10 protein-coding genes are annotated in these 12,864 nt (G+C 27.2%); 2 read left to right on the forward strand and 8 right to left on the reverse strand.

The features are described 5' to 3' along the window. Positions 1–307: 307 nt before the first annotated feature. The 3 genes from MTX53_RS09225 to MTX53_RS09235 all read right to left on the reverse strand — a co-directional run bounded on the left by MTX53_RS09225 (position 308) and on the right by MTX53_RS09235 (position 4,797). A complete protein-coding gene (locus MTX53_RS09225; RefSeq protein WP_244833487.1) occupies positions 308–2,080 on the reverse strand; it encodes a metallophosphoesterase family protein in 1,773 nt (590 codons plus the stop codon). 96 nt (positions 2,081–2,176) lie between these two features. Continuing rightward, positions 2,177–4,237 (reverse strand): TetM/TetW/TetO/TetS family tetracycline resistance ribosomal protection protein, encoded by a 2,061-nt coding sequence (locus tag MTX53_RS09230; protein WP_244833488.1) that lies wholly within the window; start codon positions 4,235–4,237, stop codon positions 2,177–2,179. Then, positions 4,237–4,797 (reverse strand): phosphatase PAP2 family protein, encoded by a 561-nt coding sequence (locus MTX53_RS09235; RefSeq protein ID WP_244833490.1) that lies wholly within the window; start codon positions 4,795–4,797, stop codon positions 4,237–4,239. The genes MTX53_RS09230 and MTX53_RS09235 overlap by 1 nt, the downstream gene beginning before the upstream one ends. 688 nt (positions 4,798–5,485) lie before the next feature. Here MTX53_RS09235 and MTX53_RS09240 point away from each other — a divergent pair. Continuing rightward, positions 5,486–6,169, forward strand: coding sequence for a Bax inhibitor-1/YccA family protein (locus MTX53_RS09240; RefSeq protein WP_244833491.1), 684 nt, complete (start codon positions 5,486–5,488; stop codon positions 6,167–6,169). Between the two features lie 469 nt (positions 6,170–6,638). On the opposite strand, the gene MTX53_RS09245 is transcribed toward MTX53_RS09240, so the two are convergent. The 5 genes from MTX53_RS09245 to MTX53_RS09265 all read right to left on the reverse strand — a co-directional run bounded on the left by MTX53_RS09245 (position 6,639) and on the right by MTX53_RS09265 (position 11,757). After that, positions 6,639–8,303, reverse strand: coding sequence for a carbohydrate-binding domain-containing protein (locus tag MTX53_RS09245; RefSeq protein ID WP_244833493.1), 1,665 nt, complete (start codon positions 8,301–8,303; stop codon positions 6,639–6,641). Positions 8,304–8,316: 13 nt separating this feature from the next. Beyond that, positions 8,317–9,012: a DUF4956 domain-containing protein gene (locus tag MTX53_RS09250; protein WP_244833495.1), complete on the reverse strand. Its 696-nt coding sequence runs from the start codon at positions 9,010–9,012 to the stop codon at positions 8,317–8,319. Next, positions 9,002–9,724: a polyphosphate polymerase domain-containing protein gene (locus MTX53_RS09255; protein WP_244833497.1), complete on the reverse strand. Its 723-nt coding sequence runs from the start codon at positions 9,722–9,724 to the stop codon at positions 9,002–9,004. Before MTX53_RS09255 ends, MTX53_RS09250 begins: the two co-directional genes overlap by 11 nt. Before the next feature lie 138 nt (positions 9,725–9,862). Continuing rightward, a complete protein-coding gene (locus MTX53_RS09260) occupies positions 9,863–11,086 on the reverse strand; it encodes a HAMP domain-containing sensor histidine kinase (protein WP_244833499.1) in 1,224 nt (407 codons plus the stop codon). Beyond that, entirely contained in the window at positions 11,083–11,757 is a 675-nt protein-coding gene (locus MTX53_RS09265) for a response regulator transcription factor (protein WP_244833501.1), read from the reverse strand. Before MTX53_RS09265 ends, MTX53_RS09260 begins: the two co-directional genes overlap by 4 nt. 145 nt (positions 11,758–11,902) lie before the next feature. On the opposite strand from MTX53_RS09265, the gene MTX53_RS09270 reads away from it, so the two are divergent. Further along, positions 11,903–12,862 carry a hypothetical protein gene (locus MTX53_RS09270; RefSeq protein ID WP_244833502.1) on the forward strand — a complete coding sequence of 320 codons (960 nt, stop codon included), beginning with the start codon at positions 11,903–11,905 and terminating at the stop codon, positions 12,860–12,862. Positions 12,863–12,864 lie beyond the last annotated feature (2 nt).

Below are 12,864 nucleotides of genomic sequence, written 5' to 3' on the forward strand. Positions count from 1 at the left end.
GTTATTATGATTATATTATAAATTATTTAATAAGTATACTATTTTATACAAATAATCACATTTTTCTTATATTTATTTAGTTTGTATAACATTTAACATTTATTTATTTCTATTTATTTCTAACTTATTCTCTGTATTTACATATTTAACATAAATAAAACTTATTTCAACAAATATTTCATTTATAATGCTATATACCTTCTTTAATATTTCTCTATTTCAAAATAATAAAAAAATGGTATTTAGCTAAGACACTCAGCTAAATACCGTATAATAAAATGATTAAGATTGTAGATTGCTTTTTTTATTATTTATTTAATTTTATTCCATCAAAATCAGATATCATTTCATCTGTAATTCTAGACGTAAAATCAACGAGTACACAGTTTATTTCTTTATTATATTTAACATCTATTCCTTGTTTATATAATGCATCTATACATACTTTTGAAGCATCATTCTTTAATAAATCTTCTTTATTAAATTTATAAGATTTATCTTTTACAGTAAGTGTTAAGGTGTTTTTATCGTATGTGCCACCATAATACTGTGCAATTGATGATGGATCTATATATCCTTTATTAGAACTATTTGTTACTCCATAATTTGTCTGAAGAGTTCCTGCTATTGATAAAGAAGTATTTGTTGTTTTTCTTAGCTGCATCTTTGTGCTGTTTTCAGGATTATCTTTGTCTATAGTGAAACTATCTACTTTTTGAGGAGTATTATAGATAACATTTTTAGGATTTGCTTTACTTATATCTATTGTATTATATTTATATGAATCAATTGTAAGCTTTCCATCATCTATATCAACTACCTGATAACAAGGGCTATCCTGACAATCGACAAAATGTGCATTCCATACTTTATCTCTTAAATCTGTATAGTATTTGTCTCCACTTCTTCCTGTTACATAGTAAACTGTTCCATTTGAAAAATCAGCTGTATAATCATCATCATTTATTGCATATGTTCTTGAAATTGCATGATCATGTCCATTAAATACTACATCTACATGATATTTTTCTAAAACAGGTGTAAGAATATCTTTTACTGCAGGATTGTTTCTTGTTTTCTTATTATAATATGGAGTTTTATGGAACATTGCAATTGTCCATTTCTGTGTATTGTGTTTTAAATCATTTTCAAGCCACTCAGCCTGATCTTCAAGGAATTTATCATTAGAAGGAGCTTCTTCATCTTCCTGACTGTCTAAAACTACAAAGTGAACATTTCCATAATCATAAGAATATGTCTGTCCTATAAGAGAACTTAAACCATTATCTGGTACTGAGAACTGTCCTTTAAAATCCTTCGGTGCAGCTGATGCAAAATCATTATTTGAATAAGTTTCATGATTTCCTTGTACAGGCATTTCTGGGATATTGTCAATTACGCCTTCTGCTGCTTTAAACCAGTTATCCCAATGTTGATAATTTCCTCCTATTTCAACTAAATCTCCTATATTAGTAACAAAATCAGCATCTGCATTTTCTTTATATGCTTCTGTTATTGTATTATGCCATGGTGTATATTCAGGATTAGCAGGTTTTCCACTTTGAGAATCTCCAAATACTATGAATTTAGTATCAGTATTATTTTCCTCTTCTGTTTTAAAAGTATTTGTTTTGCTTACATGTTCAGAATTATTTTTGTCTACTGCTACTACTCTATATTCATAAGTAGATCCAGATTCAAGTCCTTTTAAAGTAACTGAGTAAATATTTTGTTTTCCAGTTAATATAGTGCTACTTCCTGTACCACAAGTTAAAACATCAGGTTCTCTATCATAGTTTTTACTCCAAGTAGATGTGCCTTTAACTCTATATTCAACTCTTCCTTCTTTATCTGTGCTTATTGTTCTCCATGTTATGGTCTGTGTTGTTTTAGGATCTTCTGTAAAACTTAAAACAATGTGGTCTGGAGACTCTGTTGCATTTAAATTTTCATTAATATAAGTACTATTGTACTTAACTCCATTTTCTGCTGCATCTGCCTTAGTGCAAAGTTTAGATGTTCCCATAACAGCTACTGATAAAGCAAATGATATGGTTAGACATAATATTTTTTTATTCATATAAATTATTCCCCCTAATAAAATTTTCTTCTATAAACAAATTATAGAAAAAGCTTATTAAAAACAGGTTTCATTTTTGTTACAATATTGTAAAATTTATATTTCTTCTGATTCTATGTCTATATGCATTTTTTTATCTGATTCATCCCATTTTACGATATATCCGCTCCCATGTGCACAAAATACAGAGTTTCCAGTACAATTTATATCAGCATCTTTTTTATATGCTCTTTTTTCTATGACTTCATCAGTATTGTGGCAATCATCATATCCGTCATAAATAAGGCTCATAGAACCTGTTCCTCTTGTAAATTCAAGTATATAAAGAGAATAATCCATAAACTCAGAAGCTGGTCCTCTTCCTTTTATAGTGACTTTTCCATCAATATTTTCAGGTGATTCAAATGTTCCTTTCATTCTTTCTATGTCAGTTAAAATACGTCCTATATAACTTTCATCAATCTCTATTATAAATTTATAATATGGCTCTAAAAGTATATTTTCTGCCTTTTCAAGTCCTTGCCTTATCGCTCTATATGTAGCTTCTCTAAAATCTCCTCCACATGTATGCTTTAAATGTGATCTTCCATTTAAAAGAGTAAACTTTATATCTGTAATAGGAGAACCCGTAAGTATTCCTTTATGTTCCTTTTCAAAAATATGCGTTTTTATAAGGTTTTGAAATCCTGGTGCAAGATCATCATTGCTACATTTATTTTCAAAAGTAATACCTGTATTTTTAGGAAGGGGCTCCATCTTTAGATGAACCTCTGCATAATGCCTTAGTGGTTCAAAATGTCCTCGTCCTATCACTTTATTTTTTATACTTTCTTTATATAATATATTGCATTCTCCAAAACAAACATCTATATTAAATCTATTTTTCACAACATTTTTTAATATTTCAAGCTGAATTTTTCCCATTATATGAACATTTATTTCTGAGGCATGTTCATCCCACTCTACTTTTAATGATGGATCTTCTGACTCTAAAATTTTAAACCTATTTAACATATCTTTTGGATTGATTTTACTTTCATCATATACTACCTTTGATACAAATGCAGGAAAAATCTCATACTTTGTCTTTTCTCTAAGTATACCTACATACTGACCACACTCTGCTTTTGAAAGTCCTGTAATTCCAACAATATCTCCATATTCTGCTGCATCTTTACTTTTAAATTTTTCACCATTATATAATCTTATGCTGTTAATCTTCTCTTCCTTTTTATCATCTTCATTTTCACCATAGATGAGTACATCTTTTACCTTAATCTGTCCATTTAAACATTTTAAAAATGTTATTCTGTTTCCTGAGTCATCATGATATATTTTATAAACGTAGCCTATAAACTTTTCATCATTAATCTTCCCATCATTATGAAGATTTTCTACAATCTGAAGATCAAACATTTTAGTCTTTTCTTCTTTTTTATCATAATTTGTAAACGTAAGTTCATCTAATGCATTTATAAATTCAGTAATTCCTTCATCTTGAAGTGCTGATCCTTTAAATACAGGAAATATTTTTCTTTCCTTAATAAGAGTGTTAAATTTTTCTCTTAAAATATCTTTTTTAAGATTTCCATCAAGATACTTCTCTAAAAGAGAATCATCCCTCTCACATATTGATTCAATTAAAGAATCTGAATAATTTACATATGAATCATTTTGTTTATCTTTATACGCTTCTAAAAAGACTGCATCTTCTGTAAGATTTTTATTTATATTATGGATTACATGTAAATAGTCTGCACCTTTTCTATCAATTTTATTTATAAATAAAATTGTAGGAACATTATATTTTTCTAAAATCCTCCATACAGTTTTTGTATGAGCTTGTACTCCTTCTACTGCACTAAGTATTATTACTGCATAATCTAAAACTTTTACCGCTCTTTCCATTTCAGCTGAAAAATCAATATGTCCAGGTGTATCTATAAGATAATATCTAGAACCATTAAAATCGAAAAGTCCCTGTTTTGAGAATATAGTTATTCCCCTTTGCCTTTCGATTATATTATTATCAAAAAAAGTATCTTTATGATCTACTCTGCCGCACTTTTGTATGCTCTTTGTATGATAAAGAAGCTGTTCTGAAAATGTAGTTTTTCCTGCATCAACATGAGCGAGTATACCTATAGTTTTTTTCATTAATTAGTTTTCTTCCTCCTTATTAATAAGTTATTTATTTTCTTTTCAGTAAATTCTGCAAGATAACCAAGTATTATTCCACTTAAAGCTCCAAATATTACATCTGTTGGATAATGCACTCCAACGTAAATTCTTGAAAATGCTATAAGAAATGCTACTACTATGATTATAATTCCATATTTTTTAGGTAATTTTCTATATAAAACACTTGCTACTGCAAATGAAATTGAAGAATGACCTGATGGAAATGAAAATTGATCTGGTTTTGGAATTAAAATTCTAATATCTTCTAAAGTATTAAAAGGTCTTGGTCTTTTAACTATGTTTTTAATTATTTCATTATTTATAATCACACAAAACACAAGTGCTAAAAGGCATATAATCCCTATTCTTCTCGTTTTTCTTCTTAATAATAAGATAATTGAAATTGTTATCCATATAAGTCCTCCATTTCCAAGTGAAGTCATTGTCGTAAAGATTGGTGTTAATACACTATTTCTTAAATTATCTTGAATAGCAAATAGTATCTTAATGTCTATACTGTTTATTAATTGTATCATCTCTAGCCTCCCTAATATTATGTATCCTTAGTATTATAACTTTAACTTAAAGTATTAAGCAAGACAAGCATAGACAATTTTTTAAACTTTATATAATTAAATTCCAAGTTTATAAATATATATGCTTAAAATTGACTGCTATATTTTAAATCTGATATAATAAAAATCATTTAGAATAATTTAGTTATACATAGTAAAATATAAAATACTGAGGGAGAAAATATAAAATATGATATCTACTATAAGAAAAATCATATACTCTATATTAATAATACTAACTATAATTGTATTATTTATAGTTTATAAGAAAATAGAATTTCCTTTCGTTTTCCAATTTGTTATTGGATATATAATACTTCTGATGATTGTATTTTTTTATACTTTAATTAGAATATTTTTAAGTATCAGAAAAGCAAAATGGAAGACAATAAAAAAGATTATACCAAAATTCATTATAACTTCTTTTGCACTTTGGGCTTTTAATGTTTTGTTTCTTTATTTAACAAAAGGTGAACTTATGCTGACTAATAAAATTTTTAGTTCTATAATTATTTCTTTTACTGTAACCTTTGGAGAATTAGCAGCTCAACAAAAATAATTATTAAAAAATTTTAAGTTATTACATACTTGCATATATAAATGACTTAAATTATAATTTATATAAAATATAATAAAGGAGTGACTATTAATGAGTGAATTATCATATACAAAAAGTGAATCTGGATTTATAAATAAAACTTTTACTTATATGGCTACTGGTCTTCTTGTAACATTCGTAATTGGCTTTTTTATATCTCAGAGTATTAATCTTAGAACTCTTATTTTAACTAAGCCTCAGCTTTCTATAGGACTTGCAATTTTAGAAGTTGCTTTAGTTTTAATTTTAAGCAGAAGAATTAATAAAATGTCGGCATCTAGTGCTTTAATGATGTTTTTTCTTTATTCCATATTAAATGGACTAACATTTAGTGCTATATTTGTAGTTTATGATTTATCATCAATTATGCAGGTATTTATTCTTGCATCAATTATGTTTTTCTGTTGTGCAATGGCAGGAAAGCTAACAAATAAAGATTTATCTAGTTTAGGAAGAATTTCAATAATGGCTGTTATTGGAATAATAATAGCAACAGTTTTTAATTTTTTTATTAACTCTGAAGGTCTTTCAATGATTATAAGCTATGTAGCAGTTGCAGTATTTTGTGCTTTAACAGCTTATGATATGCAGACATTAAAAAGAATTCATAATCAAATATATTATTCTGATGCAGAATCTGCAAATAAATACGCAATTCTAGGTGCATTAACTCTATATCTTGATTTTATAAATTTATTTTTACATCTTTTAAGATTATTTGGAAATGACAACTAAGATAACTAAGATAATAAAAAAGACATTAGATTTTATATTTTAAATCTAATGTCTTTTATTTATTTTTTAAATATTTAATTATATTAACACACCTCTTAAAAATAATATGTTCTACATCGGACTCACCCCATTAAAATTATATTCATTTCTTTAATAATTTTAAATAACCCATCGGAATCATCTCATTTCTCTATTTTAATCTTTTAATAAGTTATTAACAAAATTTCTCAATTCACCTTCTATCTTTTTAAATTCATTCTACTAAAAACTTCTTAGCACATTGGACTCACCTCTTTCTCTGTATTTATCTTTTAGTAGTTTGTTTCTTTTCCTTTATCTTGTCTTTATTATACAATATAATTTTCTGAAAATATAGACTTTTCTGAAAATTTTTTATGTGTTATAATAGAATAGTTGGGGTATATAAACTTTATTAGTTTTTTATATACCCCAACTCTATTCTATTTCTTTAAGAGTTTTCTGTAGGTGCTTTCATATCTGCATTATTCATTTTATCACCTTTTTGTCTCATTCCCATTCCCATTGTACCTGCTTGATTACTTTTATCACTATAAATAGTATCTTCCATAGTTATCTCTTGAGTATCACTTCCAAGTGTAACTGTATAAGTTTCACCTTTTACTATATCCTTCATACTTAAAACTGCACAATTATATTCTTTATCTGGAGTATAATTTATCAATTCATTACCACTGCTATCTTTTACTATTATACTTCCTGTCTGCATAGATGAAGTAGTAACAAGCATTGAACCTTGTGATGAATTTTCTCCAAAATTCTGTGCCATACCTGATGAACCTGCTGCAACTAATATTCCTCCTGTTATTGTAGCTTCGCCATTATAATCAAGCGCTCCATTTCCATTATCAGAAGGACCTGATACATATGTCTCTCCTCCTGTAACCTCAAATGTTCCATTTGAATCTATTCCATCACCTTTCGCATTTATACAAGTTTTTCCTCCTGTTATCTTTATAGATACACCTTCTTCAGCTTCAAACATTCCTCCTTTTCCCATCATATCGCCTTTAAAATCATCTTTTGTCATTGCATCATCCTGTGGAATTTGTGCATCTTCTTGTTCACTATTTTGTGCATCTTTTTGCATATCCTGCACAGGTGCTCCCTGCATTCTTTGCTGATTTTTTTCTCCTCCTCCACTACTACTTTGTCCTGATGTAGCATTTAAACCATCATCAGATGCTACAAGATTAATTGTTCCACCATTTATATCAATTGTTTTTCCTTCAATTCCTTCATAACTTTTTGAAATATTTATATTTCCACCATTAAAAGTAAAAGCAGAACTTGAATGGATTCCATCATCTTCAGCTGATATATTTATACTTCCATCTTCAATATATACATATCCAGTCGACTCATCTTCATCGTTATCACTATTAATTCCATCTTTCCCAGAAACAATATCATATTCTCCATTTGCTATTCTCACGCTGTCTTTTCCTTCTAATCCATGATTTAATGCATTTATCTTATACGTTCCACTTGTTAAAGTTAAATCATCTTTTGATGTAATTCCGCTACCATAATTATCATTTATCTCTAATGTTCCTCTACCATTTAAAGTCAAATCAGCTTTTGAAAATACGCAAGAATCAATATTTTCTTCAGAATCGTTTTTAAATTCTCCATTTACATTAAGTACATTGTTTGAATCTTCTGCTGTTGTTATAAATACCTTATCACTCTCCTTTACATATATAGGAGCTGAAGAAGAATTTGATATATTTGCATTATCCAAAATAAGCTGTACTTTTTCAGTTTTTTCTGTTTCAACAATTATTTGACCTTCTGTAAGTTCTCCTGTAATTATATAATTGCCTTCTTTTGTAATAGTAATTATATTTCCATCTATTTTTACATTGCTATCAGAACACGATGAATCATTATCACTTAAATTAATCTTTATACATTCATTTTCATCATATCCAACTTCCATATCTCTATCAGTAAACATATCTGAGGATGATGTAACATTAACTGATTCTACACTGCTGCCTTCATTTTGTGCTGATGTAGTAGAACATCCTGTTACTAATGCCGATATTATGCTTAATGAAATAATTATTGATATTATCTTCTTAGCTTTCATTAATTTTCCTCCTTTAAAGTTCACCTAACTTATCAGTCTTCTTAGAAATTACTATATCTAAATTTCCATTTCTACATCTTAAATCATCTATAAACTGCTTTTCATTTTTTCCCATATCTTTTAAAGTAACATCGTAAGTAAGCTTAAATAAGCTGCCCATATTAGTGCTTTTTACAGTTACAAGTTCATAAGATGATGCATATTCTTTAAATAAGCTGTCAAAAACCCCAGTATAATCAAGATTTTCAGGTATAGTTATATTAAGAGTTTTTTCTACACTATGTGCATTTTTAATATTATATACTGTACAAATAACATTTATTGTTCCAAGTATAGCTGTAAATACAGCAGCATAACAGATATAACCCATTCCAACTGCAAGTCCTGCACCCATTGCTATAAATATAGCTCCAATTTCTTTAGCTGTTCCAGGAGCTGATCTAAATCGTACAAGGCTGAATGCTCCTGCAACTGCAACTCCTGTTCCAAGACTTCCATTTACCATTATTATGATCATACATACTACTGATGGAAGAGTTAATAATGTTATAGAAAATCCTTTTGAATGTTTTGTTTTATACGTATATGCAGCGCTTATAAATAATCCAATTAAAAGTGATGCTATTATGCATATGATAAATTTTGAAAATGTAAGTGTTACAGAAGTATCACTATAAACTCCCTCTGTAAGTAAACTATTAAGAAACATATTCTGTACCTCCTATTATTTTAGGTAATATCATTTGTTTGTAAGTATTACCATACTTTGAAAAACTGCTTTTATAAATCTTATTTTCACAAAAGAAATCAAGAAGCCATCTTGGAATTCCAAGTGCAGTCTTTACTTCTAAAAGTGCCATACCTTTTTTTAAAATGCTCTCACCATAAATTCCAGCATCTAAAGATAAATCATAATCTCTTGCCAAAATATTCTGATCAAATGTCATTCTAAAATCTCCATCAGTTTTACTGAAAAACGCTTCTCTATCGTATGATATAAATGTTGAAGGTTTTATTCCTTTATAAAAATCAATAAAATAATCAATCTCATTACTTATCTGAGAATTTTTTTCTAGTTTCATCCCTTCTAATAGATAAGACCTAGCTTTACTCTTTTCCATATCAATACGCCTTTTATATACTACTCCTTTAAATTTCTTCTTTATTTCAATAAATACTGGTGTGTCATTTTTAGCTATTCCATAGCTCCTCACTCTAAGCTTTTCTTTATAACATGGTTTCTCTAACGAACGTCTTATTAATAAATAATCATCTGTGTCAAAATATATATTACATATTGTGCTTTTACCAAATTTATCTTCTTGCATATATTTTTTCATCATATTTAATAATTTTTCTTTTTGATCAAATGTAATAAGATATTTAAGTTCATATCTTTTAAAATTCTTTTTAAATCCCATTTTTATGTCTCTCCTCTTTTCTGATTTATTTCCTTTCTGTGATTTCATTATAGGAAATGAACCTAAAAAGAACTTAAAATTTTAATTTAAATAAAACTAAAATTTTAAGCTCTTAAAAAATAATCTTTTTATTAAATTTTAAAACATGGCCGATATAGTAAATATTTTACCATCTAAACTTTCAGCAGTAATTTTCCCTTTATGCTTTAATACAATTGATTTAGCAATGGATAAGCCTATTCCATATCCTCCTTTTTTACTATTTCTCGAGCTGTCTAATCTATAAAACCTTTCAAATAATTTATCATATTTACCTTTTTTTAAATTTTCTGATTCATTTTGAACCTTAATAATACATTTATTTACATACCTATTTAACGATAAATTGATATCGCTATTCTCTTTACTATATTTTATAGCATTATCAAGAAGTATATAAATAAGCTGTCTTATCATTTCTTCATCACCATTATAAGTTAAATTTTTTTGAATATTTAAATTTATTTTTTTATTTTTAAGCTCAGCCATTTCTTTAAATGGTTCTGCTGCTTCATTTACTGCATCTGAGATAGAAAATTCTGTTTTTATTATTTTATTACTTTCTTCATCCATACGGCTTAACATAATAAGACCTGATATAAGCTTTGACATTCTTTCTATCTGCCTGTGTATGCTTTTTGTCCACTCACTTTCTCCACATTCCATCTCTAAAACATCTGCATTAGTATTTATTACAGCAAGTGGTGTTTTAAGTTCATGGCTCGCATCTGTTATAAACTGTTTCTGTTTTTCGTAGCTCTCTACAATAGGTTTTATTGCACTTTTAGAGAATACATATATAAGTATAAAAATTGCACAAATTCCTACAAAGAATATTGTTATACTATTTATTAAAAAATCATTAAACATACGTAGTTCATTACTTATATCTATAAAAACTATCAAATTCCCATAATCTGTAGATATAATCTTATATTTATAGTCATCCGTAATACCCTCTTTTTTCCCTGAAGTAAATACACTGTTAGCATACTTCACCGCCTGATTCGATGAAATAGCACTCACATTTCCAGTATCTACTGCCATAAGATTGTTTTCTTTTCCAAATCTTGCTGTAAAAAATCTTGTTGAAAACGGTGTTTCTTTTGACATTTTAGGAGGAAGATCATAATTCCCTTTATTATCTTTATGTTTTGGAAACATACCATCATTTTCTGCAATAATATTTATAAGATCATCGCTATTTCTACTAATCTGATAGTAATTTGTTAAATCTATAACTGCTGTTATTAAAAATAAAACGATAAATACTGCACTCATTGAAATAATTATAAATTTTCTTCGAAGGTTCTTCTCCATCATTTTTCCTCCAGTGAATATCCCATATTTCTTGAAGCTTTTATTTGAACATTAGATCCTATTTTTAAAAGTTTCTTTCTAAGATAGGATATATATACCCATACAACATTTATTTCAGACTCACTATCATATCCCCATATCTTTTCCATAAATTTTTCAGTCGGTATTAAACTATGAGGATTCATCATAAACATTTCAAGCATTTGAAATTCTTTATTTGCAAGACGAAATGAATCACCGTTATCCGATTTTAATTCAAATGTTACTCTACTAAGTGTTATATTTCCAAATGAAAGATTAGAATCTGTAACTTCTGTTTTTCTTCTTGTAATCGAACGCAATCTAGCAAGCAGCTCTTTTATAGCAAATGGTTTTGTAAGATAATCATCTGCACCAAAATCAAGACCTTTTACCTTATCATCAATTTCTGACTTAGCTGTAAGCATTAAAACAGGTACATTATTATTTTTGCTTCTTATAGTCTTAAGAACCGTTATCCCATCAACTTTAGGCATCATTATATCCAAAATAACAGCATCATAATTTTCAGTTTCTAAATACATAAGTGCCTCTTCTCCATCATAAACTGCATCAATGGAATAATTACTATGTTTTAATATAGTAACAAGGGCATTTGAGAGTTCAACTTCATCTTCACATAAAAGTATTCTCATACTATCACATCCTTATTATTTAAACTTTAATTATTGTTATTATACATAAGTAATTTTAAACTTTCAATTGATAATTATCTAATAAATTATATTCCATCTTTACCATTTTTGAATATTATGTAATAAGGGTAAAAGGTGACGCAATATGATAAAATTCAAAAACTGTGCTATATTTTTTATATGTATATTTTCAGTATTTTTAATATCAATAAATATATTTATATTATTTTCCAATAATAAATTAAGAGATGATGCAAAAAATTTGATTTCAGTAAAAAATAACATATCATCACTTGATGAATTTGAAGAAATAATTCTAAATATTGAACATTCTCAAAAATTCTATATTCTTTCTCAGAATAAAAAATATAAAAAAGATTATAATGACTATCTTTCAAAAGCGTATACTTATTTAGATAAATTTTATGATACAAACTGTATAGATAGTGAAACGAAAGAAAATCTTGAAAAAATGTTAAAAGAATATGATGATATAAACCTTAAGCTTTTAAACAGCGAAATTAATCTTCCTTTAAATTCAGAGATTAAAAATTATTTAATAGAATCTAATAATATTCAGATTGATATGATTGATACTCTTTCAGATACTATCTTAGGAACTAAAAATTCAGTTTCTAAAAATAATGTATCACTTACAGAATCTATAGACAGTCAAAAAAACTTTATTCAAGCTTTAAGCAGCATAACAACAGTAGTAATTGGCGGTCCTCTGTGTTATGTATTTAAAAAATGTAGAAATGGAACTATAAGTTTAAGTGGTATAACAAATATTATAACAAACCAAAAAACGAAATTAGAAACTTACTCAAATTGGTTTTTATTATCTTCAATATTAAACGATCATAATAAAGAAATGATTGAGAGATTATCTGAAGTATGCATTAAAATTCAAAATCTTGAAAAAGCAATCGAAAGTTTAGAAGAAGAAATCCAAAAATGCAGCATATTATCATCAAAAATCGGATCACTTAAAATTAAAGTTCTAGAGATAAAATTTATGACTCAAGATCTTCCATATTATCATCAATTTATTGTAACTCTTACAGATAATATTATTCAAAATGAGCAAAATAATAAAAAATAAAA

The sequence above is a fragment of the Clostridium sp. BJN0001 genome, assembly GCF_022869825.1.
Lineage (GTDB): Bacteria > Bacillota > Clostridia > Clostridiales > Clostridiaceae > Clostridium.

What these genes read in the sequence shown, in the direction of transcription:
- MTX53_RS09225 (WP_244833487.1), bottom strand. Translation starts at nt 2,080, where the DNA reads ATGAATAAAAAAATATTATGTCTAACCATATCATTTGCTTTATCAGTA.
- MTX53_RS09230 (WP_244833488.1), bottom strand. Translation starts at nt 4,237, where the DNA reads ATGAAAAAAACTATAGGTATACTCGCTCATGTTGATGCAGGAAAAACT.
- MTX53_RS09235 (WP_244833490.1), bottom strand. Translation starts at nt 4,797, where the DNA reads ATGATACAATTAATAAACAGTATAGACATTAAGATACTATTTGCTATT.
- MTX53_RS09240 (WP_244833491.1), top strand. Translation starts at nt 5,486, where the DNA reads ATGAGTGAATTATCATATACAAAAAGTGAATCTGGATTTATAAATAAA.
- MTX53_RS09245 (WP_244833493.1), bottom strand. Translation starts at nt 8,303, where the DNA reads ATGAAAGCTAAGAAGATAATATCAATAATTATTTCATTAAGCATAATA.
- MTX53_RS09250 (WP_244833495.1), bottom strand. Translation starts at nt 9,012, where the DNA reads ATGTTTCTTAATAGTTTACTTACAGAGGGAGTTTATAGTGATACTTCT.
- MTX53_RS09255 (WP_244833497.1), bottom strand. Translation starts at nt 9,724, where the DNA reads ATGGGATTTAAAAAGAATTTTAAAAGATATGAACTTAAATATCTTATT.
- MTX53_RS09260 (WP_244833499.1), bottom strand. Translation starts at nt 11,086, where the DNA reads ATGATGGAGAAGAACCTTCGAAGAAAATTTATAATTATTTCAATGAGT.
- MTX53_RS09265 (WP_244833501.1), bottom strand. Translation starts at nt 11,757, where the DNA reads ATGAGAATACTTTTATGTGAAGATGAAGTTGAACTCTCAAATGCCCTT.
- MTX53_RS09270 (WP_244833502.1), top strand. Translation starts at nt 11,903, where the DNA reads ATGATAAAATTCAAAAACTGTGCTATATTTTTTATATGTATATTTTCA.